Annotated in this window: 30 protein-coding genes; 17 read left to right on the top strand and 13 right to left on the bottom strand. The window is 67.4% G+C overall.

Going from position 1 to position 26,214, the window contains the following annotated elements; translation table 11 throughout:
* The 3 genes from RCO38_RS17550 to RCO38_RS17540 form a co-directional block, all read left to right on the top strand.
* On the top strand, nt 1-721 hold a 721-nt coding region (locus tag RCO38_RS17550; protein WP_308329642.1), incomplete at its 5' end, for a ParA family protein.
* A 29-nt stretch (nt 722-750) separates the two neighbouring features.
* Nucleotides 751-1,299: an RBBP9/YdeN family alpha/beta hydrolase gene (locus RCO38_RS17545; protein ID WP_308329641.1), complete on the top strand. Its 549-nt coding sequence runs from the start codon at nt 751-753 to the stop codon at nt 1,297-1,299.
* A 14-nt stretch (nt 1,300-1,313) separates the two neighbouring features.
* Nucleotides 1,314-2,237 (top strand): ParB/RepB/Spo0J family partition protein, encoded by a 924-nt coding sequence (locus RCO38_RS17540; RefSeq protein ID WP_308329640.1) that lies wholly within the window; start codon nt 1,314-1,316, stop codon nt 2,235-2,237.
* Nucleotides 2,238-2,303: 66 nt separating this feature from the next.
* Here the strand turns inward: RCO38_RS17540 and RCO38_RS17535 are convergent, their stop codons facing one another.
* From RCO38_RS17535 to RCO38_RS17520, 4 genes are all read right to left on the bottom strand, one after another.
* The gene (locus RCO38_RS17535; protein WP_308329639.1) at nt 2,304-3,146 is read right to left on the bottom strand and encodes a hypothetical protein; all 843 of its coding nucleotides are present in this window, start codon (nt 3,144-3,146) and stop codon (nt 2,304-2,306) included.
* A gap of 67 nt (nt 3,147-3,213) precedes the next feature.
* A complete protein-coding gene (locus tag RCO38_RS17530; protein WP_308329638.1) occupies nt 3,214-3,792 on the bottom strand; it encodes a tetratricopeptide repeat protein in 579 nt (192 codons plus the stop codon).
* A gap of 120 nt (nt 3,793-3,912) precedes the next feature.
* Nucleotides 3,913-5,337 carry an FAD-binding oxidoreductase gene (locus RCO38_RS17525; protein WP_308329637.1) on the bottom strand — a complete coding sequence of 475 codons (1,425 nt, stop codon included), beginning with the start codon at nt 5,335-5,337 and terminating at the stop codon, nt 3,913-3,915.
* 107 nt (nt 5,338-5,444) lie between these two features.
* Nucleotides 5,445-5,744, bottom strand: a complete 300-nt coding sequence (locus RCO38_RS17520; RefSeq protein ID WP_308329636.1) for an EF-hand domain-containing protein — start codon at nt 5,742-5,744, stop codon at nt 5,445-5,447.
* A 209-nt stretch (nt 5,745-5,953) separates the two neighbouring features.
* Here RCO38_RS17520 and RCO38_RS17515 point away from each other — a divergent pair, with 209 nt between their 5' ends.
* The gene (locus tag RCO38_RS17515; RefSeq protein WP_308329635.1) at nt 5,954-6,520 is read left to right on the top strand and encodes a cob(I)yrinic acid a,c-diamide adenosyltransferase; all 567 of its coding nucleotides are present in this window, start codon (nt 5,954-5,956) and stop codon (nt 6,518-6,520) included.
* Nucleotides 6,517-6,849: a hypothetical protein gene (locus tag RCO38_RS17510; RefSeq protein WP_308329634.1), complete on the top strand. Its 333-nt coding sequence runs from the start codon at nt 6,517-6,519 to the stop codon at nt 6,847-6,849. Before RCO38_RS17515 ends, RCO38_RS17510 begins: the two co-directional genes overlap by 4 nt.
* 18 nt (nt 6,850-6,867) lie before the next feature.
* Here the strand turns inward: RCO38_RS17510 and RCO38_RS17505 are convergent, their stop codons facing one another.
* The 9 genes from RCO38_RS17505 to RCO38_RS17465 all read right to left on the bottom strand — a co-directional run bounded on the left by RCO38_RS17505 (nt 6,868) and on the right by RCO38_RS17465 (nt 15,807).
* Complete coding sequence (locus RCO38_RS17505) at nt 6,868-7,995, bottom strand: PilT/PilU family type 4a pilus ATPase (protein ID WP_308329633.1); 1,128 nt, start codon at nt 7,993-7,995, stop codon at nt 6,868-6,870.
* Nucleotides 7,996-8,111: 116 nt separating this feature from the next.
* A complete protein-coding gene (locus RCO38_RS17500) occupies nt 8,112-8,537 on the bottom strand; it encodes a hotdog fold thioesterase (protein ID WP_308329632.1) in 426 nt (141 codons plus the stop codon).
* Nucleotides 8,534-9,823: a solute carrier family 23 protein gene (locus RCO38_RS17495; RefSeq protein WP_308329631.1), complete on the bottom strand. Its 1,290-nt coding sequence runs from the start codon at nt 9,821-9,823 to the stop codon at nt 8,534-8,536. Before RCO38_RS17495 ends, RCO38_RS17500 begins: the two co-directional genes overlap by 4 nt.
* A gap of 105 nt (nt 9,824-9,928) precedes the next feature.
* Entirely contained in the window at nt 9,929-11,254 is a 1,326-nt protein-coding gene (gene fahA, locus RCO38_RS17490; protein ID WP_374694553.1) for a fumarylacetoacetase, read from the bottom strand.
* Nucleotides 11,255-11,256: 2 nt separating this feature from the next.
* Nucleotides 11,257-12,060, bottom strand: coding sequence for a cyclase family protein (locus tag RCO38_RS17485; protein ID WP_308329629.1), 804 nt, complete (start codon nt 12,058-12,060; stop codon nt 11,257-11,259).
* Nucleotides 12,061-12,098: 38 nt separating this feature from the next.
* Entirely contained in the window at nt 12,099-13,415 is a 1,317-nt protein-coding gene (locus RCO38_RS17480) for a TRAP transporter large permease (protein WP_308329628.1), read from the bottom strand.
* Nucleotides 13,412-13,969, bottom strand: coding sequence for a TRAP transporter small permease subunit (locus RCO38_RS17475; protein ID WP_308329627.1), 558 nt, complete (start codon nt 13,967-13,969; stop codon nt 13,412-13,414). The genes RCO38_RS17480 and RCO38_RS17475 overlap by 4 nt, the downstream gene beginning before the upstream one ends.
* 18 nt (nt 13,970-13,987) lie before the next feature.
* The gene (locus RCO38_RS17470; protein WP_308329626.1) at nt 13,988-15,061 is read right to left on the bottom strand and encodes a C4-dicarboxylate TRAP transporter substrate-binding protein; all 1,074 of its coding nucleotides are present in this window, start codon (nt 15,059-15,061) and stop codon (nt 13,988-13,990) included.
* A complete protein-coding gene (locus RCO38_RS17465) occupies nt 15,058-15,807 on the bottom strand; it encodes a TetR/AcrR family transcriptional regulator (RefSeq protein ID WP_308329625.1) in 750 nt (249 codons plus the stop codon). The genes RCO38_RS17470 and RCO38_RS17465 overlap by 4 nt, the downstream gene beginning before the upstream one ends.
* Nucleotides 15,808-15,935: 128 nt before the next feature.
* Here RCO38_RS17465 and RCO38_RS17460 point away from each other — a divergent pair, with 128 nt between their 5' ends.
* The 12 genes from RCO38_RS17460 (at nt 15,936) to RCO38_RS17405 (ending at nt 25,999) form a co-directional block, all read left to right on the top strand.
* Nucleotides 15,936-18,038, top strand: a complete 2,103-nt coding sequence (locus tag RCO38_RS17460; protein WP_308329624.1) for an acetoacetate--CoA ligase — start codon at nt 15,936-15,938, stop codon at nt 18,036-18,038.
* A gap of 131 nt (nt 18,039-18,169) precedes the next feature.
* Nucleotides 18,170-18,361, top strand: coding sequence for a hypothetical protein (locus RCO38_RS17455; protein ID WP_308329623.1), 192 nt, complete (start codon nt 18,170-18,172; stop codon nt 18,359-18,361).
* 66 nt (nt 18,362-18,427) lie between these two features.
* Nucleotides 18,428-18,949 (top strand): DUF1993 domain-containing protein, encoded by a 522-nt coding sequence (locus RCO38_RS17450; protein ID WP_308329842.1) that lies wholly within the window; start codon nt 18,428-18,430, stop codon nt 18,947-18,949.
* Between the two features lie 125 nt (nt 18,950-19,074).
* Entirely contained in the window at nt 19,075-20,073 is a 999-nt protein-coding gene (locus RCO38_RS17445; RefSeq protein ID WP_308329622.1) for a tripartite tricarboxylate transporter substrate binding protein, read from the top strand.
* A gap of 24 nt (nt 20,074-20,097) precedes the next feature.
* On the top strand, nt 20,098-20,541 hold the full coding sequence (locus RCO38_RS17440) for a VOC family protein (protein WP_308329621.1): 444 nt from the start codon (nt 20,098-20,100) through the stop codon (nt 20,539-20,541).
* A gap of 15 nt (nt 20,542-20,556) precedes the next feature.
* The gene (locus RCO38_RS17435) at nt 20,557-20,829 is read left to right on the top strand and encodes a hypothetical protein (RefSeq protein ID WP_308329620.1); all 273 of its coding nucleotides are present in this window, start codon (nt 20,557-20,559) and stop codon (nt 20,827-20,829) included.
* Between the two features lie 47 nt (nt 20,830-20,876).
* Nucleotides 20,877-21,365 (top strand): hypothetical protein, encoded by a 489-nt coding sequence (locus tag RCO38_RS17430; protein WP_308329619.1) that lies wholly within the window; start codon nt 20,877-20,879, stop codon nt 21,363-21,365.
* 11 nt (nt 21,366-21,376) lie between these two features.
* Nucleotides 21,377-21,919: a hypothetical protein gene (locus tag RCO38_RS17425; RefSeq protein WP_308329618.1), complete on the top strand. Its 543-nt coding sequence runs from the start codon at nt 21,377-21,379 to the stop codon at nt 21,917-21,919.
* 120 nt (nt 21,920-22,039) lie between these two features.
* On the top strand, nt 22,040-22,309 hold the full coding sequence (locus RCO38_RS17420) for a ParD-like family protein (RefSeq protein WP_079366406.1): 270 nt from the start codon (nt 22,040-22,042) through the stop codon (nt 22,307-22,309).
* Complete coding sequence (gene map, locus RCO38_RS17415; protein WP_308329617.1) at nt 22,309-23,085, top strand: type I methionyl aminopeptidase; 777 nt, start codon at nt 22,309-22,311, stop codon at nt 23,083-23,085. The genes RCO38_RS17420 and map overlap by 1 nt, the downstream gene beginning before the upstream one ends.
* 393 nt (nt 23,086-23,478) lie before the next feature.
* The gene (locus RCO38_RS17410; RefSeq protein WP_308329616.1) at nt 23,479-23,880 is read left to right on the top strand and encodes an SHOCT domain-containing protein; all 402 of its coding nucleotides are present in this window, start codon (nt 23,479-23,481) and stop codon (nt 23,878-23,880) included.
* Between the two features lie 208 nt (nt 23,881-24,088).
* Nucleotides 24,089-25,999, top strand: coding sequence for a sigma-54-dependent Fis family transcriptional regulator (locus tag RCO38_RS17405; RefSeq protein ID WP_374694549.1), 1,911 nt, complete (start codon nt 24,089-24,091; stop codon nt 25,997-25,999).
* Nucleotides 26,000-26,214 lie beyond the last annotated feature (215 nt).

Here is a 26,214-nt window from a genome sequence, read left to right as displayed (position 1 = left end):
CACCACCACCGTCAACCTCGCCGCCGGTCTGGCCAAGGTCGGGCAGCGCGTGCTGATGGTCGACCTCGACCCGCAGGGCAACGCCACCATGGGCTCGGGCGTGGACAAGCGCAGCATGGAGCTGTCGGTGTACGACGTGCTGCTCGAATCGGCCTCGGTCGCAGAGGCGGCCATCCACTCCGAAAAGTGCGGCTACCACGTGCTCGGCGCCAACCGCGAACTGGCCGGCGCCGAGGTCGAACTGGTCGAGCTGGAGCGGCGCGACCAGCGCCTGAAGACCGCGCTGGCAGCGGTGGATGCCGACTACGACTTCGTGCTCATCGACTGCCCGCCGTCCCTTTCCATGCTCACGCTCAACGGCCTGTGCTCGGCCCACGGCGTGATCGTGCCCATGCAGTGCGAGTACTTCGCGCTCGAAGGCCTGACCGATCTGGTCAACACCATCAAGCAGGTGCACGCCAACCTCAACCCCGACCTGCAGATCATCGGCCTGCTGCGCGTCATGTACGACCCGCGCATCACCCTGCAGCAGCAGGTCAGCGACCAGCTCAAGGCCCACTTCGGCGACAAGGTGTTCGACACGGTGATCCCGCGCAACGTGCGTCTGGCCGAGGCGCCCAGCTACGGCCTGCCCGGCGTGGTGTTCGACCCGTCGGCCCGCGGTAGCCAGGCCTTCATCACATTCGCCAACGAGATGGTCGAGCGCATCCGGGAAATGTGATGTGAGCGCCGGCTTCTTCTGAACACCTCATGAAACCTGAGAATGTACTGATTCTGCCGGGCTGGCAGAACAGCGGACCGGACCACTGGCAGAGCCGCTGGGAGGCTCTGCACGGGTATCAAAGGGTCGACCAGCACGACTGGATGACCCCGCGCCGTGGCGACTGGATCGCCCGGCTGGAAGACGTGATCCTGGGCTGTGACGGTCCCGTGGTGCTGGTGGCGCACAGCCTGGGCTGCATCCTCACCGCCGCCTGGGCCGAGGTCTCGCGCAGCACCGGCCGTGTCCAAGGCGCGCTGCTGGTGGCGCCCGGCGACCCGGAGCGCGAAGAGCTGCAGGGCCTGCTGCCCAGCTGGGCGCCCATCGTGCGCCAGCGCCTGCCGTTTCCCAGCACCCTGGTCGGCAGCCGCAACGACCCCTACTGCGGCTTCGGGAAGGCGCAAAGCCTGGCCGGTAGCTGGGGCTCCCGTTTCGTCGACTACGGGGATCGCGGCCACATCAACGCCGAGTCCGGCCTGGGCGACTGGCCGGAGGGGCTAGCGCTGCTGAACGAACTGACAGACAAGAAAGACAACTGAAGAAAGACGACGGAATGGTCACCAAAAAACCCAAGGGCCTCGGCCGTGGACTCGAAGCCCTGCTGGGCCCCAAGGTTGCCGACGCGCCCGCTGCGGCCGCACCCGCCGCCGAAGGCGCGCCCAGCAGCCTGCCGCTGGACCAGATGGTCGCGGGCGTCTACCAGCCGCGCACGCGCATGGACGAGGGCGCGCTCTACGAGCTGGCCGAGTCGATCAAGGCGCAGGGCATCATGCAGCCCATCCTGGTGCGCCAGCTGGCCGACGGACCCAACGCCGGCAAGTACGAAATCATCGCGGGCGAGCGGCGCTTCCGTGCCTCGAAGCTGGCCGGGCTGAACGAGGTGCCGGTGCTGGTGCGCGACGTGCCCAACGAGGCGGCGGCCGCGATGGCGCTGATCGAGAACATCCAGCGCGAGGACCTCAACCCGCTGGAAGAGGCGCAGGGCCTGCAGCGCCTGGTGAAGGAATTCGGCCTGACGCACGAGCAGGCGGCGCAGGCCGTGGGCCGCTCGCGCTCGGCGGCCTCCAACCTGCTGCGCCTGCTTCAGCTGGCCGAGCCGGTGCAGACCATGCTGATGGCGGGCGACATCGACATGGGGCACGCGCGCGCGCTGCTGTCGCTGGAGAAGGCGGCCCAGATCACGGCAGGCAACCAGATCGCGGCCAAGAAGATGTCGGTGCGCGAGGCGGAAAACCTGGTCAAGAAGATCGGCGCCGAGTTCAACCTGGTGCCGCAGCAGCCCAAGAAGGAAAAGTCGCGCGACATCCGCCGCGTGGAAGAAGAACTGTCCGACCTGCTGACCGCCGAGGTCGAGGTGCGCATCAAGAAGCGCGTCAAGCGCCACGGCCGCGTCGAGGAGATGGGCGAACTGGCGATCCAGTTCGGCTCGCTGGACGAACTCAACGGCCTGATCGACAAGCTGCGCAGCGAGCGCTGAGAACCCTCGAAAGCCCAAAGAAAAAGGCCTCCAAGTGGAGGCCTTTGTGCTGTGGTGGGGATTGGATCAGTTGCCAACTTTCAGCTGACCGCCCTTGCCCAGGCCACCCTTGACTTCCTGCGCCTTGTAGTTGCGCAGCGCGATGACCATGTTGTTGTAGGCGTCGGTGAAGGCGGCGACCGTGGCCTTGCCGGCGGGCGAGCGCGAGAAGCCGCCCAGCGTGCCACCGGCGCTGGGACCAAAGGCGCCGAGCGCGGCACCGTAGTTGGTGGCGGTCGCGTTGCCTTCGGAGATCGACAGCTGCACGCCCGAGCGGATGTCGAACATGGTCAGGGTCACGACCGAGGCCTTGCTTTCCAGGCCGCCGGCGATGGTGGCAAGGTTGCGGTTGCGGCCGCCCAGCAGGCCGCCCAGCGCGCCGACCACCTGACCGGTGGACTCGTTGTCGATGATGATGGCGGGCTCCAGGTAGTAGTCGGCCGCGACGCGCTGGCCCTTCTGCTGCTGCGAACCGGCGCGGAACTCACCCGAGTTGCGCTGCTTGTCGGTGATGGCGGAAATCTTGCCTTCGGTGCGGTTGTTGCCGATCGAAGTGATCACGAAGCAGTTGGACTGCGCCACGGCCAGGCGGATCAGCGGCTCGATGCTGGTGACCTGGGTCGCGGCGCCGAAGCTGCCCCACCACTCCTTGTCGCGGCCATCGTCCACCGCCAGCGTGCCCAGGGGCGAGGCGCAGCGCTCCAGGGAGCTGTTGGCACCGACGCTGGTGCCGCCGGCGGCGGCGCCCGTGGTGGCGGTCGGGCTGGAGCCGGTGGTCACGCGGCCGCCGCCCGCGCCGCCGCAGGCCGTGAGGGTCAGCCCGAGGGCCAGGCCAATCGCAACGCGGGAGGGGGTGGAGTTCAGTTTCATGGATACCTTCCTGGTGTCAGACAAAAAATAGGGCAGGCCGCTTCGGATGAGTCGGCCTGCCGGGGGCTCAATAGTAGTACCAGCGGCCATCGCGCCAGTAGGTGCGGTAGGCGTAGCCGCTGTACCAGCCGGCCACCCAGCCGTTCTTGCGCACGGTTTCACGCCATTCGTAGTCCGTGCGCGTCTGTTCCTTGGCCTTGCGCGCCTGGGTGAGCAGCTTCTTGGCTTCCTTGTCGCCCTTGTCGGCGGCCATCATCAGCCAGCGCTCGGCCTCGCCGGGATCCGGGCCCATTTCTTCCAGGCCGAACAGGTAGAAGCGGCCCAGGGCCTGGGCGGCCTTGAAGTCGCCGCGTTCGCCGGCGTCGCGCATCCACTTGATGGCCAGGTAGCCGTCCTTCTTCACGCCGTCGCCGCGAAAGAAGCGCAGGCCCAGGTCGTAGGCCGCACGGGGGTCCTTGGCGGCCATGGCCTCCAGCGCCAGCAGCTTGGGGTCCTGGGCCGGATCAGGCTGCGCGGCCAGCTCGGCCTCGAAAGTCGCGGTGTTGCGCGGCCGGTCGGAGCAGCCGCTGGCATCGCAGATGCGGATGGTGTCCTGGGCGAAGGCCGCCGAGGACACCAGCAACAGGGAAAGGCAGAGTTGTTTCATGGAACCACCTGCAGAGGGTGTGACAGAGGAAAAAGTGTACTGCGCCATTTTCCTGCTGCACAGCGGCCCGACCCCCAGGTCCCGGGGCGCCGGCTCCCCTTCGGGGAGGACGCGCCCGCCTCAGAGCGCGAAGATCTTGCCAGGGTTGAGGATGTTGTCCGGGTCGAGCGCACGCTTGAGCGTGCGCATCATGGCGATGGCGCCGTCGCCGGCCTCGCGGCGCAGGAAGTCCATCTTGTGCAGACCCACGCCGTGTTCACCGGTGCAGGTGCCTTCCAGGTCGAGGGCGCGCGCCACCAGCTTGTGGTTCAGCGCCTCGGCGGTGTGGTGCTCTTCGGGCTTGGCCGGATCGATCAGGTAGCCGAAGTGGAAGTTGCCGTCGCCCACGTGGCCGACCAGGAAGTAGGGGATGCCGGACGCGTCGGCCTCGGCCACCGAGTCGAGCAGGCAGTCGGCGAGGCGGCTGATCGGCACGCAGGTGTCGGTGCTGATGGCGCGGCAGCCGGGCTTGCTCTGGATGGCCGCAAAGTAGGCGTTGTGCCGCGCGGTCCACAGGCGGGTGCGCTCCTCGGGCGTGGTGGCCCATTCGAAGGCATTGCCGCCGAAGTCGCCGGCGATCTCCTGCACCGTCTCGGCCTGTTCCTTCACGCTCGCGGGCGAGCCGTGGAACTCCATCAGCAGCATGTGTTCCTCGCGCAGGCCCAGCTTGCTGTGGGCGTTCACCATGCGCACGGTGTTGGCGTCGATCAGCTCGCAGCGCGCGATCGGCACGCCCAGCTGGATCACCTGGATCACGGTGCGCACGGCGGCCTCAATGGTGGGAAACGAGCAGGTGGCGGCCGAGATCGCCTCGGGCAGCGGGTAGAGCTTGAGGGTGACCTCGGTGATGACGCCCAGCGTGCCTTCGCTGCCCACCATCAGCCGCGTGAGGTCGTAGCCCGCGCTGCTCTTTTTGGCGCGCGTGCCGGTGCGGATGACCTCGCCCTGCGCGGTGACGACTTCGAGTGCCAGCACGTTCTCTCGCATGGTGCCGTAGCGCACGGCGTTGGTGCCGCTGGCGCGGGTGGCGGTCATGCCGCCGATGGACGCGTCCGCACCCGGGTCGATGGGGAAGAACAGACCTTCGCTTTTCACCGCGTTGTTCACGCCCATGCGGGTGATGCCGGGTTGCACAGTGACGGTGAGGTCCTCGGCGTTGACCGAGAGCACCTGGTCCATGCGGCTGACGTCGATGCTGATGCCGCCCTGCACCGCGAGCAGGTGGCCTTCGAGCGAAGAACCGACGCCAAAGGGAATGACCGGCACCTTGTATTGCGCGGCCAGTTTCACCGCATCGGCCACGTCCTGCGTCGACTCGGCGAACACCACGGCCGAGGGCGGCGGCACTTCAAAGATGGATTCGTCGCGGCCGTGCTGCTCGCGCACCACCTGGGCGGTGGAGCAGCGGGGGCCAAAACGCGCCAGCAGCGCCTGGATCAGGGCGGCCGGCACCTCGCGCAGCGAAAGTTCGGGCGCGAGGTGGGAGGGGGTGGTGGGGGCGTTCATGGCGGTCTCCTGGTCGGTGCGGGCCTGGCGCGCCCGTGGTCAGCCGGCAGTGTAGACCGGGTGTTCCGCAGCGAACAGCACGCGCGGGACTGCCCCCACGTTCAAGCTCACATCTTCATGGCCTTGCTGAACTCGGCCGCGCTCAGGGTGCCGTCCTTGTTGGTGTCGGCGCGCTCGAAGCCGGCGGCCACGGCCGGCAGGGTGGCGGCTTCCTCTTTGCTCAACTTGCCGTCGCTGTTCTTGTCGGCCTTGGTGAAGGCCGCGGCCACTTCGGCGTCGGCCGCCACCGAGGCCGGCGCGGCCGTGCTCTGGGCATAGGCACTGCCGGCCACGCCCAGAGTGACGCTGGCAATCAGCAGCACACTGCGGGCTTCGAACGAGGTGAGGCGGGATGGGCGTCGGGACATGGGTCTCTCCTTGAATGTTGACGGGCGCCCATTGCACCGTCGATCAGGACCGGAGGCCAGTGTTTTTGCCGGCTGTTTCCCTCCGCACGGTCTGCTTGCCTCAGACACATTTGCCTGCCTTCGCTTACAGCATGGCCTCCGCGGCCGGCTTTCACGGACAATTCCGGCAGCGGTGCGCCCGTCGGCGCGCCGCGGCAGCAGGAGATTCCATGGGCAACCGCCTTTCACAGATCGCAACCCGCACCGGCGACGCCGGCACCACCGGCCTGGGCGACAACGCCCGCGTGTCCAAGAACAGCCTTCGCGTGCATGCGATGGGCGATGTGGACGAACTCAACTCCCACATCGGCCTGCTGCTGTGCGAAGACATGCCGGCCGATGTGCACACGCTGCTGGTGGAGATCCAGCACCAGCTGTTCAACCTCGGCGGTGAGCTGTCGATTCCCGGCTACGAGCTGCTCAAGCCCGAGGCCGTGCTGGCGCTGGACGAAGCGCTGGCCACCTACAACGAGCAGCTGCCGCGTCTGCAGGAGTTCATCCTGCCGGCCGGCAACCGCGCCGCCAGCCAGGCCCATGTGTGCCGCACCGTGGCGCGCCGGGCCGAGCGGCACCTGGTGGCCCTGGGCAACGAGGAGGCGATCAAGGAAGCGCCGCGCCAGTACCTGAACCGGCTCTCGGACCTGATGTTCGTGCTCGCACGTGTGCTCAACCGCATGAACGGCGGCGACGACGTGTACTGGAAGAGCGAGCGGCTGCAGCAGGGCAGCCAGGGGTGAAGCCGCTGCTGCTCATGGCGCTGGCACTGGTGATGTCGGTGCCGGTGATGGCCCTGGCTGCGGTCAGCCGTGTCGGCCTGGTGTGCGAGGCGGTGTACGCCCCGGCGCGGGAGATCTGGGTTCGCACGGTCGAAGTGGCCTACGACGACAAGCGTGTGAGCGCGGTCAGCGTCGACGGCGTGCCAGTGCACAGCTTTGCGGTGAACGGCACCGTGATCCTCACCGCGCTGGACAACGAACGCATCCAGATCGACGTGGCGCGGCTGGCCTGGCAGAGCGACTTCCGCGGTCTGGCCAGCTCGCAGGGACGCTGCGAGCGCGCCCGCTGAGCGCCAAGGCGCGGGGCTTCAGGCCGTCATGCGCAGGCCGGCGGTGTCGGGGCGTTGTCCGTGGTGCAGGCGGATGCGCAGCGAGAGGTCGGTGCGCGAGTCGGCGTGTTCGATCGCCTGTTCGGCCGTGAGGTCGCCGCGTTCGTAGAGGTCGTAGAGCGACTGGTCGAACGAGCACATGCCCAGCTCGTTGCTCTTGGCCATGGCCTCCTTGATGTCATCGATCTGGCCCTTCTGGATCAGGTCGGCGATGTAGGGCGAGAGCAGCATCACCTCCAGCGCCGGCACCAGACTGCCCTGCGCGCCGCGGATCAGCCGCTGGCCCACCACGCCCTTGAGGTTCAGCGAGAGGTCCATCAGCACCTGGCGGTGCGCGGCCTCGGGGAAGAAGTTGAGGATGCGCTGGATCGCCTGGTTGGCGTTGTTGGCGTGCATGGTCGAGACGCAGAGGTGGCCGGTCTCGGCGTAGGCCAGCGCGTGCTGCATGGTGTCCAGGTCGCGGATCTCCCCGATCATGATCACGTCCGGTGCCTCGCGCATCGCGTGGCGCAGCGCCTCGTTGAAGGACTTGGTGTCCAGGCCCACTTCGCGCTGGTCGACGATGCACTTGCCGTGGCTGTGCTCGAACTCCATGGGGTCTTCGATGGTCAGGATGTGGCCGGCCGTGCTCTGGTTGCGGTGGTTCAGCATGGCGGCCAGCGTGGTCGACTTGCCGGAACCGGCGGCGCCGACCACCAGCACCAGGCCGCGCTTGAGCATGGCCAGGCGCGAGAGCACCGGCGGCAGCTTGAGCGATTCCAGAGAGGGGATGTTGGCGTTGATGTGGCGCACCACCACGGCCACCTCGCCGCGCTGGCGGTAGACGTTGACGCGGAAGCGCCCCAGGCCGTGGATGGCGACCGCCAGATCGCACTCCAGGGAGGACTCGAACTCGCGGATCTGCGACTCGCGCATCACCGAATAGGCCAGGCGCTTGATGCGCTCGGCCGACAGCGGCTCCTCCTGCAGCCGGCGCAGCACGCCCTGCACCTTGAGACCGGCCGGGGTGCCGGCCGACAGAAAGAGGTCGGAGCCGCCGTGCGCAACCATGGCCGAAAGGTAGTGGCCGAGGTCGTCGTCGTCGGGGGAAGGCAGGGGCGGGTTCATGGCGCGGTCCGGGCAAAACGGAGATATCCGTCTCATCGGCGCTTCTGCCTGTTTCTTGACCACTTCCGATCTGCGTCAGCCCGGCGCGGCCCCGGCCGGGTGAGCCAGAACCCTGCTCAGCGGGGTTGAAGAATCGCCATCGTGATGCGCGAGACGCAGGTCAGCTCGCCGGCGTCGTTCTTGAGGTCGATCTGCCAGACCTGGGTGCTGCGGCCGATGTGCACCGGGCGCGTCGTGCCCGTCACCCAGCCGCTGGTGGCGCCCCGGAGGTGGTTGGCGTTGATGTCCAGTCCCACCGCGCGGTGGCCGCTCGGACAGCTGAAGGCGGCCCCGCAGCTGCCCAGGGTTTCGGCCAGCACCACGCTCACCCCGCCGTGCAGCAGGCCGTAGGGCTGCTTGGTGCGGCTGTCCACCGGCACGCGCGCGGTGATGAAGTCGTCGCCGACCTCCAGGAACTCCATGCCCAGGTGCTGCACCGCGGTGTCGCGATGCAGGTCGGTCAGGATCTGGACCGAGATGTCTTGCGTCCAGACGCCGTTCATCGCTTCTTGCCCCCGATCAGCGCCCACAGCAGGATCGCGCCGAAGGTCGCGGTACCGATGCCGCCGAGCGCGAAGCCGCCGAACTTGAGCGTGTAATCGCCCGTGCCCAGCACCAGGGTGATGGCAGCCACCAGCAGGTTGCGGTTGTCGGAAAAGTCCACCTTGTTGTCGACCCAGATCTTGGCGCCGGCAATCGCGATCAGGCCGAACACCACGATGGACACGCCGCCCATGACGGCCAGCGGAATCGCCTGGATCAGGGCGCCGAACTTGGGGCTGAAGCCCAGCAGGATGGCCATCAGGCCGGCCACCCCGAACACGGCGGTGGAGTAGATCTTGGTCGCGGCCATGACGCCAATGTTTTCGGCGTACGTGGTCACGCCGGTGCCGCCCGCGCTGCCCGCCACCATGGTGGCGACGCCGTCGCCGATGAAGGCGCGGCCCATGTACTGGTCCAGGTTCTTGCCGGTCATCGCGGTCACGGCCTTGATGTGGCCCAGGTTCTCGGCCACCAGGATGATGGCGACCGGCGCGATCAGCAGCATGGCGTTGGCGCTGAACACCGGCGCGCTGAAATTGGGCATGCCGAACCAGGCGGCGCTGGCGATGCCGCTGAGGTCCAGCGGCTTGCCCAGGCCCAGGCCGTTGGTCAGCACGGCGTAGACGATGCTGGCGACGATGAGGCCGACCAGGATCAGCAGGCGCTGCACCATGCCGCTGCTGAACACGGCGACCAGCGCGACGCAGACGAAGGTGATGCCCTGCATCCACTTGTCGAAGTCGGTCGGCGCCATGTTCTTGATCGGGATGCCGGCCAGGTTCAGGCCGATCACCGCCACCACCGCGCCGGTCACCACCGGCGGCATGAAGCGTTCGATCCAGCCGGTGCCGATCGCCTGCACCACCACGCCGATCAGGGTGTAGAGCGCGCCGCAGGCGATGATGCCGCCCAGCGCCACGCCGATGTTGGCGTTGGGGCCGGAGCCGGCGTAGCCGGTGGCGGCGATCACCACGCCGATGAAGGCGAAGCTCGAACCGAGGTAACTGGGCACCTTGCCGCCGGTGACGAGGAAGAAGATCAGGGTGCCGATGCCGCTCATCAGGATGGCGACGTTGGGGTCGAAGCCCATCAGGATGGGGGCGAGTACCGTGGCGCCGAACATGGCGATCAGGTGCTGCACGCCCATCACGCCGGTCTGCGGCCAGGGCAGGCGTTCATCGGGTCCGACGACGCCGCCGTTGGCGAGGGTGGTGGGGGATTTTTCGGTCCAGCTGAGCAGGCCCATGGCTTCTCCTTCTCGTGTTGTGATGGGCCGGGATTCTGCGCGCAAATCGGCCTGCGCACCCATCCGGTGCGGGACAGGTGGTCAGGCCCGCTGGTGCTCCGCCCCTCAGCCGCCGACGGCCGGCAGCACCACACCTTCGCAGCGGCCGAAGCCGATGCGCGCTGCGCCCGGCTTCTCGCACCAGCCGCGCAGGATCACGTTGTCGCCGTCTTCCAGAAAGCTGCGCGTCTCGCCCGTGGCGGGCAGGGGAACCTGCCGGGTGCCACCCAGCGAGAGTTCGACGATGGCGCCCGCCTCTTCGTAGGTCGGGCCGGAGATGGTCCCGGTGCCCAGCAGGTCGCCGGGCTGCAGGTTACAGCCGTTGTTGGTGTGCTGCGCCAGCATCTGCGCGATGGTCCAGTACTGGTGGCGGAAGCTCGTCGCGGAGAGCCGGTCGCCGCCATGGCCCTGGGCGCGGTGCCGGGCGCTTTGCAGCACCACTTCGAGCTGCACGTCCACGCCACCCTGCGCGCGGTTGGCGGGGCTGTCCAGGTAGGGCAGGGGCTGCGGCTCGTCGGCCGGGTGGGCGAAGGGCACGCGGTAGGGCGCCAGCGCCTCCATGGTGACGATCCAGGGCGAGACGCTGGTGCAGAAGTTCTTGCCCAGGAAGGGGCCGAGCGGCGCCATTTCCCAGAACTGGTGGTCGCGCGCCGACCAGTCGTTGAGCAGGCACATGCCGAAGATGTGCTGCTCGGCTTCGGCGATGGGAATGGGCTGGCCCAGGGCATTGCCGGGGCCGACGTAGAAGCCCATTTCCAGCTCGTAGTCGAGCCGGCGGCAGGGGCCGTGCACGGGCGCTGCCGCCCCCGGGGCCATGGCCTGGCCGTGAGGGCGGTGGAAGGGCGTGCCGCTGATCACCACGCTGGAGGCGCGGCCGTGGTAGGCGATGGGGATCCACTGGAAGTTGGGCGTGAGCGGATCGTCGGGCCGGATCACGCGGCCCACGTTGCGCGCGTGGTGAATGGAGGTGTAGAAGTCGGTGTAGTCGCCGATGCGCGTGGGCACGCTGTGTTCCACGGCGCTTTGCGGCACCAGGCTCGCGCGCAGCGCCTCCGTGCCCGGGCCGCTGGCGCCGGCCTTGAGCGCGTCGAACAGCGCGTGGCGCAGGGCGCTCCAGGCGGCCGGGCCCATCGCCAGCAGGTCGTTGAGCGCGGGTTGTGCCGCGGCCCGGGCGGCCTCGGCGGCCCGACCGTCCAGCGCGCCGGACGCCGACACCGCCGCCAGGTCGATCACCTGGTCGCCGATGGCCACGCCACCGCGGAAGGCCTCGTCCGAGCCCTGGCGGCGGAACACGCCGAACGGCAGGTTCTGGATCGGGAAGTCGCATCCTGGCTCGTTGGCCGATTCGACCCAGCTGCGGGCGGCGGGGTCGTGGGTGTGGTTGAGCGTCATGGTCATGCGGGCATCAGGGCGTCATCGAAGATCGCGACCGCACGCGTCCAGCCGGCCGAGGCGCCGCGGATCTTGTGCGGGAAGCAGGAGATGTAGAAGCCGGTCGCCGGCAGGGCTTCGAGGTTGTGGAGCTTCTCCAGGTGGCAGTAGCCGATGTCGCGCCCCGCCTTGTGGCCTTCCCAGATCAGGCTCGCGTCCTGGGTGGCGGCGTACTTCTGCGCGGTGTAGACGAAGGGCGCGTCCCAGCTCCAGGCGTCGGTGCCCGTCAGGCGCACGCCGCGCTCCAGCAGGTACATGGTGGCGTCGTAGCCCATGCCGCAGCCGGCGCTGACGAAGTCGTTGTGGCCGTATCGGCTGCCGGCGCGGGTATTGACCACCACGATTTCCAGCGGGCTCAGCGTGTGGCCGATGCGCGCCAGCTCGGCCTCGACGTCGGCGGCGGTGACCACGTAGCCGTCGGCGAAGTGGCGGAAGTCCAGCTTCACGCCCGGCTGGAAGCACCACTCCAGCGGCACCTCGTCGATGGTCCAGGCCTTCTTCTTCTCGCCCAGCGCCTGGTCCATGGTGCTGTGGAAGTGGTACGGCGCGTCCAGGTGGGTGCCGTTGTGGGTCGAGAGCTGGATCGTCTCCACCGCCCAGACATCGCCGTCGGGCAGGTCTTCCTGCTTCAGGCCCGGGAAGAAGGGCGCCATCTGCTCGAAGGAGTTCTTGTGGTCGAAGTACTGGATCCTGGGTGCGAAGGCCGGCGGGTCGGAGATGACGTCGTTTTCCAGGTAGATCGAAAGGTCGACGAATCGGCGGGGCATGGGGTTCTCCTTGGGGTCTTTGTGGTGGAGGGGCGCGCTCACTTGAGCAGCACCAGACTCAGCGAAGGGAAGGCCATCAGCAGCAGCAGCACGCCGGCCATGATCAGCGTGAACGGCCCGGTGCCGCGGAAGATGTCGCCCAGCGTGATGCGCGGGTCGTTCAGCGAACTCTTGACCACGTAGGCCGAGAGTCCGAACGGCGGCGTGAGCAGGCCGATCTCCACCGCCACCACGGTGACCACGCCGAACCAGATCATGTTCATGCCGAACTGCTCGGCGATGGGCAGCATCAGCGGCAGCACGATCAGCAGGATGGACGACGAGTCGATCACCGTGCCCAGCAGGATGATGATGAACACGTAGACCAGGAGGAAGGCGAAGGGTCCGAAGCCGGCTTGGCTGATCAGCTCCATCAGGAACTGCGGCATGCCCGACATGGCCAGCATGCGGGTGTAGATGCTGGCGCAGATGATCAGGAAGCTCACCGCCACGGTGACGTGCCCGGTTTCCGTCAGCACCTCCCAGAAGGCCCTGGCCGTGAGCTTGCGCCGCAGCACGGCGATCAGCAGCGCCAGCGCCGCGCCCACCGCGCCGGCCTCGGTGGCGGTGAACAGGCCGCCGTACAGACCGCCCAGCACACCACCGATCATCAGCACGATGGGCACCAGCTTGAGCACCATGGTCAGCGGGCTCATGTCCTCGCCGTCGGGCACCGGCATCTCGCCGCCCGCGTAGACCATCGATGGCTTGAAGTAGGCCGCGAGCACGATGCCGATGGCGAAGGCCGCCGCCAGCAACAGGCCCGGCACGATGCCAGCGGTGAACAGGTCGCCCACCGACTGGTTGGCCAGAAAGCCGTAGAGGATCATCAGCAGGCTGGGCGGGATCAGCATGCCCAGCACCGAGGAGCCGGCCACCACCCCCACCGCGAACTTCGGCTGGTAGCCGAAGCGCATCATCTGCGGCACCGCCACGCGGGTGAACACCGCGGCCGAGGCAATCGAGATGCCGGTGATGGCGGCGAACACCGCGTTGGATGCGACGGTGGCCACGCCCAGGCCGCCGCGCAGGCGGCGGAACAGCTGGTTGGCGACCTCGAAGGCGTCCTTGCCGATGTCGGCCCGCGCCACCAGGAAGCCGGTCAGCACGAACAGCGGCACCACGCCGAAGATGTGGCTGGCGATGGCGTCGCTCGAGGCCTGCGCCAGCAGGTTGGCCGCCACGCCGATGTCGTCGCGGATGATCCAGACGCCGACGAAAGAGACCAGACCCAGCACCACGGCCACGTGCAGGCCGCCCCAGATCAGCAGCAGCATCAGCACCAGCGAGAGCACGGCAACGGTGGTGGCGCTCATGAGCGGTTCTCCCGCTGGGACACCAGGTACTGCCCGCGCCGCAGGTCCAGCACCGCCAGCAGCACGAAGGTCAGTGCCGTCATGGCCAGCCCGACCAGCATCATCAGCCGCACCGGCCAGACCGGCGCCGTGAAGTCGCCCAGCGCACCCACGTACTCGCGCGAAGCGATGGACTCGGTCAGCGAGGGCCAGGCGGCCCAGAGGATCACCGCCATCAGCAGTGCGCCCAGCCCGTGGTACAGCGCCTGCAGGCGCGCGGCCAGCACCGGCCGGTCGCGCTTGAGGCCGTCCAGCAGCATGTCGGCGCGCGTGAAGCGGCCACAGCGCAGGGTGTCGGCCAGCTGCAGGAAGACGATGCCCACGATGGACAGCGACACCAGCTCGGTCACGCCGCGCACCGGCGCGTCGAAGCCGGTGCGCCCGACGATGTCGGTGTTGATCAGCAGCATCAGCCCGATGATGAGGAGCGTGCCCAGGGCGTTGAGGGCCTGGGTGAGGCGGTGCAGCCCGAAGGGCAGGGGCAGGTTGTAGGCATCCTGCGGTGGGTGGCTCATGGAAACTCCAGGCAAGACTTACTTGACCGACCAGTCGCGCGGCAGCTGGGCGCCGCTCTTCTTCAGGCCTTCCATGTAGGCCTTGAGGATTTCGGTGCCCGGGGCGCCCTTGCCCTGCAGGTCGGTGGCCCAGGCCTGTGCCACGTTGGGGATGGTGTCGGCCCAGCGCTGGCGCTCGGCGGCCGGCAGCTCGCTGATGGTGGCGCCGGCCGCGGCCATCTTCTGCAGCAGTGCGTCGGCGGTGGAGCGCTGCGCCTCGGCAAAGCGCTTGTCGTATTCCGCGCCGACCTCGCGGAACACCTGCTGCACCTCGGGCGGCAGTGCGTCGAAGCGTCGCTTGTTCATCACCACGGCACCTGCGTACATGGCGCCGAAGTTCACCTTGGTCACATGGGGCGCCACCTCGTGCAGCTTGGCGCCCCAGGCGCCGGTGCTGAAGGTGATGGCGCCGTTGGACACGCCCGACTTGATGTCCTCGTAGTAGGTCGGCAGCGAACCCGCCACGGCGACCGCGCCGGTGTTCTTGACCCAGTTGGCCGAAGGGCCGGGCGCACTGATCTTCTTGCCCTTGAGGTCGTCGATGGACTTGACCGGGAAGTTGGTCCAGAGGTGGTAGGTGTCCAGCGCCGTGCCGCCCAGGTAGACCAGGCCGTTCTTGGTCCAGGTGTCGCCCATGGCCGGGATCTTTTTCTGCATGTCGGCCACGATGGAACCGACCGCGCCCAGGTTGTCGGTGCCGAAGGGCGCGACGTAGCTCACGTTCTGCATCGGGAACTTGGCCGCCTCGAACAGCGTACCCACGAAGCCGAAGTCGGCCACGCCGTCGGAGATGCCCTTGGACTCGGCGCCGATCTTGATCAGCGTGCCGCCCCAGGCCTTGGTCCACTCCACCTTGTGCTTGCCGCCGGCCGCGGCCAGGCGCTTGTCCACCTCGGGGATGTAGAACTCGTCCAGCAGCTTGACCCACAGAAACACCGGCGGGTGGCCGCCCGCGGCGGTGAGCTTGATGGTCTGCTGCGCGTGCGCGCTGTGCAGGCCGGCGAGTGCAAGGGCCGATGCGAACAGGGTGGTCTGGAAGGTGCGGCGTTTCATGCTTGTCTCCGTGTGGTGGTGGAAGGCGAGGGCGCTCTGCGGCGCGGGGACGGGGAAACCGGTGGGGGCAGGGGCATCACGGCCGCGATGCCGGCGGTGATGAAGTCGATCAGCAGCGCCGCGGCCTCGGGCGCGCAGACCTGGTTGCGCCCGCGCGAGAGCGTGGGCGCCCGGTGGTCGGTGATGTGGTGCAGCAGTGCGCCGAGAGCGAACTGGTAGGCCCAGGCGGCCCGTGCACGGTCGTGGCCGGGGCGGGCGGCGTGTATGGCGTCGATGAAGCTGTGGGCCAGTGGGTCGAAGAACTCCGTGAGTACCCGGTTCGTCTCGGGCGTCTGGCGGGCCAGCTCGCGGCCCACCAGCTGGGCGTAGTACTCGCCCTCGGCGCTGGCGCGCTGCACCAGCACCGGTCGCACGAAGGCCTCCACCACCTGGCGCAGGAAGGCCTCGGTCGGCGGCCCGGCCAGCACCTGCTGCAGCAGCGCCAGGCGTTCCTGGATGGTGCCCTGCCAGTGCTGGAAGATGGCGTGGAACAGCTCGCTCTTGGGGCCGTAGTAGTAGCCCACCAGCGCCAGCGGCACCTGCGCCTCCTCGGCGATCTGGCGGATCGACACGCCGTGGTAGCCGTGCTGTGCGAACAGCTTCTCGGCCGCCAGCAGGATGGCCATCTGCCGGTCCGGACGGGGCGGTGTGCCCTGCGCGGCGGCAGACCGGGCGCGGGACGTTCGGGGGGCAGGACGGGTGACCATGGAGCGGTATTGAACGTTCGTACAAAAATGTTGAACATCCGTACAAACCCTTGCGATCACTGCCCTGACAACTGCGCGATAGGCGCCGCCGCGCACCCGCTGCTACCCTGCGCCGCAGGAGACAACAAATGGCCACGACACCGCCCCCGTACACCCCGCAGATCCGCCTCTACCAGGACTGGCTGGCCCGCGAACGCGGCCTGCGCTTTCACAGCTACGACGCACTCTGGCGCTGGTCCACCACCGAGCTGGACGCCTTCTGGCAGAGCATCTGGGACTGCTTCGACCTGCGCTCGCCCACGCCGCACACGGCCGTGCTCGAACGCAACGTGATGCCCGGCGCGCACTGGTTCCCGGGCGCGCGGTTCAACTACGCGCAGCAGGTCTTCCGCCATGTCGACGCGGCGCACGCGGCGGGCTTTCCGGCCGTGATTTCCGACAACGAGAAAGGCCAGCGGCGCGAACTGAGCTGGCCCGAGCTGCGCCGCCAGGTCGCCTCGCTGGCGCTGCACCTGCAGGCCCACGGCGTGCGGCCCGGGGACCGGGTGGCCGCCTACCTGCCCAACATCCCCGAAACCATGGTCGCCTTCCTCGCGGTGGTGAGCATCGGTGGCGTGTGGAGCGTGTGCGCGCCCGACATGGGCACGAATGCCGTGCTCGACCGTTTCAAGCAGATCGAGCCGGTGGCGCTGATCGCCTGCGACGGCGTGAGCTACGGCGGCAAGGACCACGACCGCCTGGCCGTGGTGGCCGAGCTGCGCGCGGCGCTGCCCACGGTGCGCCACGTCATCCTGCACACCAACCTGGCGCGGGAGCCGGCCGAGGTGGACCGCGCGCTGGAGTCGGCACAGCCCTGCGACGACTTCCACACCACCACCGCGCGCGACGACGCGGCGGTGGCCGCCTTCGAGCCGCTGTGGCTGTCCTTCGACCACCCGCTGTGGATCGTCTACAGCAGCGGCACCACGGGCCTGCCCAAGCCCATCGTGCACGGCCACGGCGGCACGGTGATCGTGGCCATGGCGCTCAAGACCCTGCACAACGACGTGGGCTGCAGCTACCACCCCAACAGCCGGGGCGAGCGCTACCACTGGTACAGCTCCACCGGCTGGGTGATGTGGAACGCGCAGGTCAGCGGCCTGCTCAACGGCACCACCTGCGTCATCTACGACGGCAACCCGGGCGGCTCGAAAGAAAACCCCGACTGGACCGTGCTCTGGCGCTTCGCGGCGCGCGAGGGCGTGACCTTCTTCGGTGCCGGCGCGGCCTTCTTCGCCAACTGTCTGAAAGCGGGTGTGGACCTCTCGACCTGCGGCGATCTGTCGAAGGTGCGGGCTCTGGGAACGACGGGATCGCCTTTGTCGGAAGAGGCGCAGCGCTGGGGCACCTCCCAGTTCGCCGGCATCGCGAAGACCGACGCGCAGAAGGACATGTGGTGGTGCAACATCTCGGGCGGCACCGACTTCGCGGGCGCCTTCATCGGCGGCAACCGCGAGCTGCCGCAGACCCCCGGCCACATGCAGTGCCGCCTGCTGGGCTGCGCGGTTGAAGCCTGGAACGAGCAGGGCGAGCCGGTGATCGACGCCGTGGGGGAACTGGTCTGCGCGCAACCCATCCCGTCCATGCCGCTGTACTTCGTCGGCGACACCGACCACCGCCGCCTGATCGGCAGCTACTTCGACACCTTCCCTCCGGGCCACGGGCGCAAGCCCGGCGGCGGCGATCTTGAAAAAGAAGCCGGCGCCGTCTGGCGGCACGGCGACTGGCTGCGCATCCACCCCGACGGTTCCTGCGTCATCTACGGCCGCTCCGACGCCACCATCAACCGCCACGGCCTGCGCATGGGCACCAGCGAGCTCTACAGCGCCGTCGAGGCCCTGCCCGAGGTGCTCGACAGCATGGTGGTGGACCTCGAATACCTGGGCCGCGAGAGCTTCATGCCGCTGTTCGTGGTGCTGCGCCCCGGGCTCGCGCTGGACGAGGCGCTCTCCGCGAAGATCAGCGGCGCCATCCGCAGCGCGCTCTCGCCGCGCTTCGTGCCCGACCAGATCCTGCAGGTGGCCGAGATCCCGCGCACCCTCTCGGGCAAGAAGCAGGAGCTGCCGATCAAGAAACTGCTGCTCGGCCAGCCGCTGGAGAAGGTGATCAACCGCGACGCCATGGCCAACCCGGGCTGCCTGGACTGGTACGTGGCCTACGCGCACCAGCGGGCCGGCACCACCCCCGCCTGAAGCCCCGGCCGCGTACATGGTGAAACCGCTTGTTACTGGTCAAGCCGGCTGCTTTGTTGAACACTTTCGGCTGATCGCACTGCGCACGGTCCATTCCTGCGCGCAGCCACCGATCAGATCGGAGGACGCAGATGAATCGCGGCATTTCTCCTGTAGAGCCCGAAGGCCTGTTCGAGCCCCTGGACATTGACATCGACAGCCTGGACCACGCGCTGATGGACCTGCTGACGAGCGACTGGCAGACCCTGGACGATGGCGAGCCACATGGCGCGGCTGTGGTGGCGCCGGAGCACGTCCCCACCGTGCCCGACCCCTTGAGGTGAGGGCGCCTGCACGGGTGCGGGGTCTGGCGTAGCATGCCGGACCTCTCCACCACCCGCTGCAAGCCCATGCCCATCACCCTCTCGTCCGCCAGCCTGCCCGTCTTCCAGACCGCCCTGTCCAACCTGCTGCACTGCCTGAACAAGGCAGAGGCCAATGCGGCTGCGCGCAAGTTCGACCCCAACGTGTTCGTCACCATGCGCCTCGCGCCCGACATGCTGCCCTTCGCTTCGCAGATCCGCATCGCCTGCGACGCCGCCAAGAACGGCACCGCGCGCCTGGCCGGCATCGAGGCGCCGAAGTTCGAAGACAACGAAACCACCTTCGCCGAACTGCAGGCCCGCATCACCAAGACGCTGGACTGGCTGGCCACCGTGTCCGCCGCGTCCATCGACGGCCGCGAAGAAGCCCAGATCACCTTCCCCGTGGGCCGCGACAAGACCCGCACCATGACCGGCGAGGCGTATCTCAAGCACTGGGCGCTGCCGAACCTGTTCTTCCACGTCACCACCGCCTACGCCCTGCTGCGCCACAACGGCGTGGACCTGGGCAAGGCCGACTACCTGGCCGGGGAGCAGGCGGGCGCTTGACCCCCGCGCTCAGGCGGCGTCCCCGGCGCGACTGAAACGGCGCCGGCTTGGGGCCGCCCCGGTTCCCAGCGGGGGCCGGGCGGTCTATGTTGGCGGGCTGGTCCAACACCCCACAGGAGACATGCATGAGCCCGCCTCGCCGCCCCGTCGCCCTCAACCGCCGCCAGGTCCTCGCCTCGGCCGCCGCAATCGCCGCCCCCGCCCTGCTGCCGGCCCATGTGCTGGCGCAGGACAAGTTTCCCAACCGTCCGATCAAGCTCATCGCACCCTGGCCCACCGGCGGCAGCAGCGACGCCGTGATGCGCGCCTTCGGCGACAGCGCCAGCAAGGTCCTGGGCGTGCCGGTGGTGGTGGAGAACAAGCCCGGCGCCGGCGGCACGCTGGGCGCTTCGGCCATGGTCACGGCCGCTCCCGACGGCTACACGCTCACGCAGCTGCCGCTGGGCATTTACCGCCTGCCGCACATGCAGGCGATGAACTTCGACCCGGTGAAAGATCTCACCCACATCGTCTGCCTGACCGGCTACACCTTCGGCATCGCCTGCACCGCCGACGCGCCATTCAAGACGCTCAAGGACATGGTGGCCTACGCAAAGGCCAACCCTGGCAAGCTCGAATACGGCCACACTGGCACCGGCACCACGCCGCACCTGGCCATCGAAGAATTCAGCGACAAGGCCGGCATCCAGCTCAACCCGATCCCGTTCAAAGGCTCGGCCGAAATCATGCAGGCCATCCTGGGCGGCCACATCCGCGTCATGAGCGGCACCACCGAATTCGCGCCGCACGTGCAGAGCGGCAAGCTGCGCCTGCTGGCCACACTGGGCAGCCAGCGCAACAAGGCCTTCCCCGACGTGCCCACTGTCAAGGAAAGCGGCTGGGACACCATCACCGAATCGCCGTTTGGCATCGGCGGCCCCAAGGGCATGGACCCGGCCGTGGTGAAGGTGCTGCACGACGCGTTCAGGAAGACCCTGGAAGACCCGGCCGTGCTTGCCACGCTGGACAAGTTCTTCCAGCCGGTGATCTACATGAGCACGACCGACTACACCGCTTACGCCGAGCGCACCTTCAAGGCCGAGAAGGCGACGATCGAGCGGCTGGGGCTGGCGAAGAAGGGTTGATCACCGTTCCCAACGCCGCCACCCATGTTGCCCTTCACTGTCGAACGCATCGATCACGTCGTGTTCCGTGTGCGGGACCTCGCCGCCAGTGTGGCGTTCTATGAGCGCGTGCTCGGCTGCCACCTCGCGCGCGAGCGGCCCGAACTCGGCCTGGTGCACCTGCGGGCGGGCGCGTCCATGGTGGACCTCGTGTCCATCGACGGACCGCTGGGTCGGATCGGCGGAGAGGGGCCGAAGGCGGAAGGGCGCAACGTCGACCACCTCTGCCTGCGGGTGGAGCCCTTCGACGAACAGCGCATCGTGGCGCACCTCGCCGAACACGGCGTCGTTCCCAGGGGCCCGGCGAGCACCAACTTTGGCGCGGAAGGTGAAGGGCTCTCCCTGTACTTCTGCGACCCGGACGGCAACATCATTGAACTCAAAGGGCCCGCCCATGCGGCGCCTGGATCGCCCCGTCCATCGCGTTGAACCTGGAAGTAATAAATGATCGATGTCCCCGACTGGCTGGATGCGCCCAGAGGCCTCGTGCTCGGCGTACTGCGATTCCTCTGGTGGCTGGCCTGGGATGTGTGCGTCCAGACCGTGGGCTGGTCGATCGGCTGGTGCCTGCTGCGTGTCGTGACGCTGGGGAGGTATCCGCAGGAGCGCTTTGGCGGGGTGGATGAGGCGGAGACAGGCACAGCCATCCTGGTGGAGATCGTTGGTCTGGTGATGTTGGCCGTGGGGATCTGGTGGTTGGCGGGGGAGTGGCCTTGACTCAGGCAGCCATTCGGTGTCGCATCTCAGATGAATGGAGACTCACTATGCAAGCGGTGCTCGATACAGCACATACCTGGTTTCTGGACTCGATCGCACAAGAGCTGAACGGTGCGCTGACGATCCAATTGGTAGAAGGCATCAAGGGAGGGGCGAGGCAGTTCGTGGAAGTCGGTGAAACAGCGCTTGGCCCCTACTTTCCTGTTCGGGTCGAGGCCGAGAGTCGGTGTATTGAAGTCAGATTCCCGAATGCGCACGCCTTCTTCGTCTTCAACGAGTCTTTTGACAAGTCCGACCCGGAGCTGAAAAAGGGTGAGGGGCGCTTTCTCTATGTTGCCGATGCATCCTCGTTTCGGACATTTGTTGAGTCACGGACATCGGTCGCGCAGCTGATCGAAGAACCTTACAAAGAGTATGTGCTCTGGTGCGAAGACCGGGTCTTTCACGTGCTGTCTTCAGACCCGCCGGTGATTTCGCTGATGCGCCACAAGCACGACCTGGCAATTGAGCGGACCAATACCTGGTCGGCAAGCTAGAAACCCTGTGCATGTCCCATACCCTGTCCACCCTTTTGAAGTCACGACGCCTCGTGTCGATCCGCCGACAAGATATCGACGGCTACGGCATTCAGGGCTTCCTCGTCGGGCTGTCGGACAACCTGCTGGCTCTCGAGTACGTCTATGACTTTCAGATCGACGGGCTCATGGTTCTTCGTCGAAGCGACATCACCGAAGTGCGGCGAACTGCTACCGATGAGTTTCAGGAACGCCTTCTGAAGAAAGAAGGCATTCGTCCCGGATCGCAAACGCCGGTGTCGCTGGAGCTCGATGATTGGGGCACGCTGATTCGACAACTTTCTGAGCACTGCCCCTTGATGATCCTTGAGCGAGAACTCGGACCATCTCCTGAATTCGCCATAGGGCGGCCCGTTCGTGCAACCGCAGCGCAGGTTGAGTTTCAGTCGTTCAGCGGAACAGGCAAGTGGTGGTCAAAGATAGAACGCTTGAAGTACTCACAGCTCACCTGTCTGCAGGTGAACACCAGGTACTTGGGCTTCTATCAGCGGTACTTCGAGCGTTCCGGGGCATAGGCCCGCTGTTCTGATCAAGCCACCGCCCGGTTCCGCGCTGCCCACGAACGGTGCCACAGCCAGAACCAGAGACGATATGAAGCAAATACAATCCGTATATGTTTCATATGGAGTCCACCCGTGGGCATCGTCAAGATTTCCGACCAGATGCATGAGAACCTGCGGGTCGCGGGCACGGCGCTGAGCCGGTCCATCAACGCGCAGGCCGAGCACTGGATGCGCGTCGGCATGCTCACCGAAATGCACCCGGATCTCGACTACCGCGCCATCTGCCAGCTGCTGATCCAGGCCGAACTCAGCGGCGGCCTCGACCTCACCAACGCCGCCACCCTCGGCACGGCCGCGCCACCCAAGACCGCCGCCGCGGCCACCGCCAAAGGCCGCCACTGATGGCGCGCAGCGTCCCCATCCGCAGCGCCGACGAACTGGTCATGGCAAGGCGCTCTGCGCAGCTGGCCGCCGAGGTGCTGGCCATGATCGAGCCGCACGTCGTGCCCGGCGTCAGCACCGAAGCGCTCGACCGCCTCTGCCACGAACACATCGTCAACGTGCAGGGCGCCATCCCCGCCAACCTCGGTTACCACGGCTACCCCAAGACCATCCTCACCTCGGTCAACCACGTGGTCTGCCACGGCATCCCCGCGGCCGACAAGATCCTCAAGGCCGGCGACATCGTCAACATCGACGTGGCCGTGCTCAAGGATGGCTGGTTCGGCGACACCAGCCGCATGTTCTGCGTCGGCACGCCCAGCACCCTGGCGCGGCGGCTGGTGGACACCACCTACGAAGCACTACTGGCCGGCATCCGGCAGGTGCGGCCCGGCGCCACGCTCGGCGACGTGGGCCACGCCATCCAGAGCGTCGCGCACCGCGAGCACTTCAGCGTGGTGCGCGAGTACTGCGGCCACGGCATCGGCCAGATCTACCACGACGAACCCAACGTGCTGCACTACGGCCAGCGCGGCCAGGGCCTGCGGCTGGAGGCCGGCATGGTCTTCACCATCGAACCCATGCTCAACGCCGGCAAACGCGAGACCCGCCAGCTGGCCGACGGCTGGACGGTGGTGACCAAGGACCGCTCGCTCTCGGCGCAGTGGGAACACATGGTGGCGGTGACGGAGCAGGGGTTTGAGGTGCTGACGACGTGGGATAAGTCGTTGATTTGAAAGGATTCACCTGTTGGATTGCATTTTTTGATGGCAACAGGTGAATGAGCGACTTTTCACCGTCCAGCGAACTGCCGGGTTGACCAAGCTGGAAGGTGTCCAAAGCAGGCGCGACGCACCTCAGATGCAAACTGTCCGATGACTCATTGGCCAAGTTTGCTGCAAGTCCCCTGTGCCAATAACGCCTTTCACCCGCCTTAGAGCGGCAATATCGATTGAGGTCATGACGGGTCGGCGCGTTTCGACTTGGGACATCACCTTGATACCATCTTCTTTCAACCGGTTTCTGGAGGAGAGATGCAACGTCAAAGGTATGTGGTGGCTGCTTTCGTGCTGCTTCTATCTGCGTGTACGTCTACAACTGGTGTCATTCAGATTGGACAAGACACTTACATGATCGGTAGTCAGGGCAAGAGCCCCGGGGGTTTTAGCGGTACGGAGGCAAAGGCATTGGCTTTTGCGGAAGCGCAAAAACACTGTGCTGGTCTTGGCAAAAAGGTTCAGGTGATAAACACCCAACAGTCAGACATGGCCTTCGGCAAAAACGCAACTGCGGAAGTCCAGTTCATGTGTCTTTCTGAAGGGGATCCGCAACTCGGCAGACCAAGATTGGAAAAGGTGCCGGATCAAGTCATTGAGGTGAAGTCGCCTCTTGCGCCTCAGCCGTCGGGCTCCGTTCAGGCGCCAAAAGACTTGTACTCGGAACTGCTGAAGCTGGAGGATCTGAAGAAGCGAGGCTTGCTCAACGATGTTGAGTTTGATCAGCAGAAGAGGCGGCTACTGAGCGGTCAATAGTTGGCTCAATGCTGCTCCGCAGCTGATCGACCAACTCTTTATGGATGGCTGTTTGGAGGGGCTAGATACGCAGCCCGTGTCCAAGAGGTCATTGACCAATGGCTTGTCCACCGCCTCCCCGGGTAAACCCTCCATTGACACCACCCCGCGCTGATCCGAAGGTGCAAGGCTTTCCGCAGCCTGCCAGCCTTTGTCCCGGAGACGCGCCATGCAACACAGCAGCACCACCACCAGCCCGCACCAGCACATCGCCACCGTGATGCAGGTGGCCGCGGACGGGGTGGGGGCGCAGGCGGCGGCGCGGCATGAGCGGGTGATCCGCGATTCGTGGCTGCGCTGTGTGCAGCAGCACCGGCTGGACCCGACGCGCATGCAGGAGGCCGTCATCCTGCCGCAGGCGCGGCTGCGCGAGCACCAGGACCAGATGGAGGCGCTGCTGCAGATCGCGCGCCACGGGCTGGAGTCGCTCTACAGCAAGGTCGCGGGGCTGGGTTATGTGGTGCTGCTGACCGACGCGCGCGGCGTGACGGTGGACTTTCTGGGCGATCTGGTGTTCGAGCCCAGCCTGCGCAAGGCGGGCCTGTACCTCGGCGCGGACTGGAGCGAGCACCACGCGGGCACCTGCGGCGTGGGCACCTGCATCAGCACCGGCCAGGCGCTGACGGTGCATCTGGACGACCACTTCGACGCGACCCATATTCCGCTGACCTGCACCACCGCGCCGGTGTACGACAGCGCGGGGCAGCTGAGCGCGGTGCTGGACATTTCGCAGCTCAGTTCCAACCAGCCCAAGGAGAGCCAGCACCTGGCGCTGCAGCTGGTGAAGATGTACGCGCACGACATCGAGAACGCGGCTTTCCTGCACCGCCACCGGCACGACTGGGTGCTGCGCCTGTCGCAGGCGCCGCAGTTCCTCGACGTGCAGCCGGACTACCTGCTGGCGCTGGACGCGAACGGCCGCGTGGTGGGCCACAACCGGCGGGCGCAACTGGCGCTTCAACAAGGCGAGCCGCTGCTGGGCATGGGCTTCGAGCAGCTGTTCGGTCTGCCGTTCGGGCAGATCGGCCGCTTCGTGATGACGCAGCCCTCGGACCAGCGTGCGGTGATGCTGGCGGGCGGCAAACAGCTGCTGTTTCTCTCGGCGGTGCCGCCGCCGGCGCGACCGGTGGCGAGCGCGCCGCGCGAGGAACGCCGCGTGCCCGCGCCGCTGGCCGCGCTGTCGGCCGGCGACGCGGCGCTGGACCGGCAAGTGGAGCGCGTGGCGCGGCTGGTGAACACGCCCATCAGCCTGCTGATCACCGGCGAGACCGGCTCGGGCAAAGAGTATTTCGCGAAGGCGGTGCACACGGCGAGCGAGCGGCGCAGCCGGCCCTTCGTGGCGGTGAACTGTGCGGCGATTCCCGAGCACCTGATCGAGAGCGAGCTGTTCGGCCACCTGCCGGGCAGCTTCTCGGGCGCCTCGCCCAAGGGCAAGCGCGGCCTGATCGCGGAGGCCGACGGCGGCACGCTGTTCCTCGACGAGATCGGCGACATGCCGCTGGCCCTGCAGGCGCGGCTGCTGCGCGTGCTGTCCGAGCGCGAGGTGTTGCCGGTGGGCGCCACCAAGCCAGTGCCGGTGAACATCCGCGTGATCGCGGCGACCCACGCGCCGCTGGAGCAGCTGGTGCTGGCGGGGCGCTTCCGCGACGACCTGTACTACCGCCTCAAGGGCGCGCACATCCAGCTGCCGCCGCTGCGCGAGCGCAGCGACCTGGGCGCGATGATCACGCGCCTGCTGGGCGGCCGCGCCCTCACGCCCGCCGCACTGCAGCGCCTGCTGGCGCACCGCTGGCCGGGCAACCTGCGCGAGCTGCGCAACGTGCTCGACTACGCGGCCAGCCTCTGCGCGGACGGGGCCATCGACCTGGACGATCTGCCGGAACTGCAGGTGGCGCGGCTGCCCCTGCGGACCGATGCGGGTGAGGCCGCGCACGACGACGGGCCGGATGCGCTGCTGCAGGCGCTGCGCGCCGCGCAGTGGAACGTGAGCGCGGTGGCGCGGGCGATGGGGCTTTCGCGCATGACGCTTTACCGCCGGATGAAAAGGTTGGGCATCGTCCAGCCCAACAGGTTGGGCTGAACGCCCCCTGCCGCGCTGCGCGCGACCCCCAGAGGGGGGCAACGCTGGCGGCCCGGCAAAGCCGGTTCCGCGGCGTTCTGGCATCAGACACTGCGCGCCGGAGATGCCGTGACAGCTGTCACTCCGGGTGGGTGACAGGTGCACGGGTTGTGACACCCATCGCTGCTTGAAATCTGCAAGCAGATCAAGCACTTGCGCGCGCCGCCCGCATGGCA

Source organism: Hydrogenophaga pseudoflava (genome assembly GCF_031020795.1).
Taxonomy (GTDB): Bacteria; Pseudomonadota; Gammaproteobacteria; order Burkholderiales; family Burkholderiaceae_C; genus Hydrogenophaga; species Hydrogenophaga pseudoflava_A.
Note: the sequence above shows the minus strand (reverse complement) of the source record. Positions and strands in the feature narration are given on the sequence as shown.

Bases quoted from the DNA above. Each gene is read 5' to 3' on its own strand.
- RCO38_RS17530 (WP_308329638.1), bottom strand. From the start codon at position 3,792: ATGAAACAACTCTGCCTTTCCCTGTTGCTGGTGTCCTCGGCGGCCTTC.
- RCO38_RS17520 (WP_308329636.1), bottom strand. From the start codon at position 5,744: ATGTCCCGACGCCCATCCCGCCTCACCTCGTTCGAAGCCCGCAGTGTG.
- RCO38_RS17465 (WP_308329625.1), bottom strand. From the start codon at position 15,807: ATGGTCACCCGTCCTGCCCCCCGAACGTCCCGCGCCCGGTCTGCCGCC.
- RCO38_RS17535 (WP_308329639.1), bottom strand. From the start codon at position 3,146: ATGAAACTGAACTCCACCCCCTCCCGCGTTGCGATTGGCCTGGCCCTC.
- RCO38_RS17485 (WP_308329629.1), bottom strand. From the start codon at position 12,060: ATGCCCCGCCGATTCGTCGACCTTTCGATCTACCTGGAAAACGACGTC.
- RCO38_RS17545 (WP_308329641.1), top strand. From the start codon at position 751: ATGAAACCTGAGAATGTACTGATTCTGCCGGGCTGGCAGAACAGCGGA.
- RCO38_RS17425 (WP_308329618.1), top strand. From the start codon at position 21,377: ATGTCCCATACCCTGTCCACCCTTTTGAAGTCACGACGCCTCGTGTCG.
- RCO38_RS17515 (WP_308329635.1), top strand. From the start codon at position 5,954: ATGGGCAACCGCCTTTCACAGATCGCAACCCGCACCGGCGACGCCGGC.
- RCO38_RS17410 (WP_308329616.1), top strand. From the start codon at position 23,479: ATGATCGGTAGTCAGGGCAAGAGCCCCGGGGGTTTTAGCGGTACGGAG.
- RCO38_RS17475 (WP_308329627.1), bottom strand. From the start codon at position 13,969: ATGAGCCACCCACCGCAGGATGCCTACAACCTGCCCCTGCCCTTCGGG.
- RCO38_RS17455 (WP_308329623.1), top strand. From the start codon at position 18,170: ATGAATCGCGGCATTTCTCCTGTAGAGCCCGAAGGCCTGTTCGAGCCC.
- RCO38_RS17450 (WP_308329842.1), top strand. From the start codon at position 18,428: ATGCCCATCACCCTCTCGTCCGCCAGCCTGCCCGTCTTCCAGACCGCC.
- RCO38_RS17470 (WP_308329626.1), bottom strand. From the start codon at position 15,061: ATGAAACGCCGCACCTTCCAGACCACCCTGTTCGCATCGGCCCTTGCA.
- RCO38_RS17430 (WP_308329619.1), top strand. From the start codon at position 20,877: ATGCAAGCGGTGCTCGATACAGCACATACCTGGTTTCTGGACTCGATC.
- RCO38_RS17405 (WP_374694549.1), top strand. From the start codon at position 24,089: ATGCAACACAGCAGCACCACCACCAGCCCGCACCAGCACATCGCCACC.
- RCO38_RS17500 (WP_308329632.1), bottom strand. From the start codon at position 8,537: ATGAACGGCGTCTGGACGCAAGACATCTCGGTCCAGATCCTGACCGAC.
- RCO38_RS17505 (WP_308329633.1), bottom strand. From the start codon at position 7,995: ATGAACCCGCCCCTGCCTTCCCCCGACGACGACGACCTCGGCCACTAC.
- RCO38_RS17440 (WP_308329621.1), top strand. From the start codon at position 20,098: ATGTTGCCCTTCACTGTCGAACGCATCGATCACGTCGTGTTCCGTGTG.
- RCO38_RS17540 (WP_308329640.1), top strand. From the start codon at position 1,314: ATGGTCACCAAAAAACCCAAGGGCCTCGGCCGTGGACTCGAAGCCCTG.
- RCO38_RS17445 (WP_308329622.1), top strand. From the start codon at position 19,075: ATGAGCCCGCCTCGCCGCCCCGTCGCCCTCAACCGCCGCCAGGTCCTC.
- RCO38_RS17495 (WP_308329631.1), bottom strand. From the start codon at position 9,823: ATGGGCCTGCTCAGCTGGACCGAAAAATCCCCCACCACCCTCGCCAAC.
- map (WP_308329617.1), top strand. From the start codon at position 22,309: ATGGCGCGCAGCGTCCCCATCCGCAGCGCCGACGAACTGGTCATGGCA.
- RCO38_RS17460 (WP_308329624.1), top strand. From the start codon at position 15,936: ATGGCCACGACACCGCCCCCGTACACCCCGCAGATCCGCCTCTACCAG.
- RCO38_RS17480 (WP_308329628.1), bottom strand. From the start codon at position 13,415: ATGAGCGCCACCACCGTTGCCGTGCTCTCGCTGGTGCTGATGCTGCTG.
- fahA (WP_374694553.1), bottom strand. From the start codon at position 11,254: ATGACGCTCAACCACACCCACGACCCCGCCGCCCGCAGCTGGGTCGAA.
- RCO38_RS17435 (WP_308329620.1), top strand. From the start codon at position 20,557: ATGATCGATGTCCCCGACTGGCTGGATGCGCCCAGAGGCCTCGTGCTC.
- RCO38_RS17525 (WP_308329637.1), bottom strand. From the start codon at position 5,337: ATGAACGCCCCCACCACCCCCTCCCACCTCGCGCCCGAACTTTCGCTG.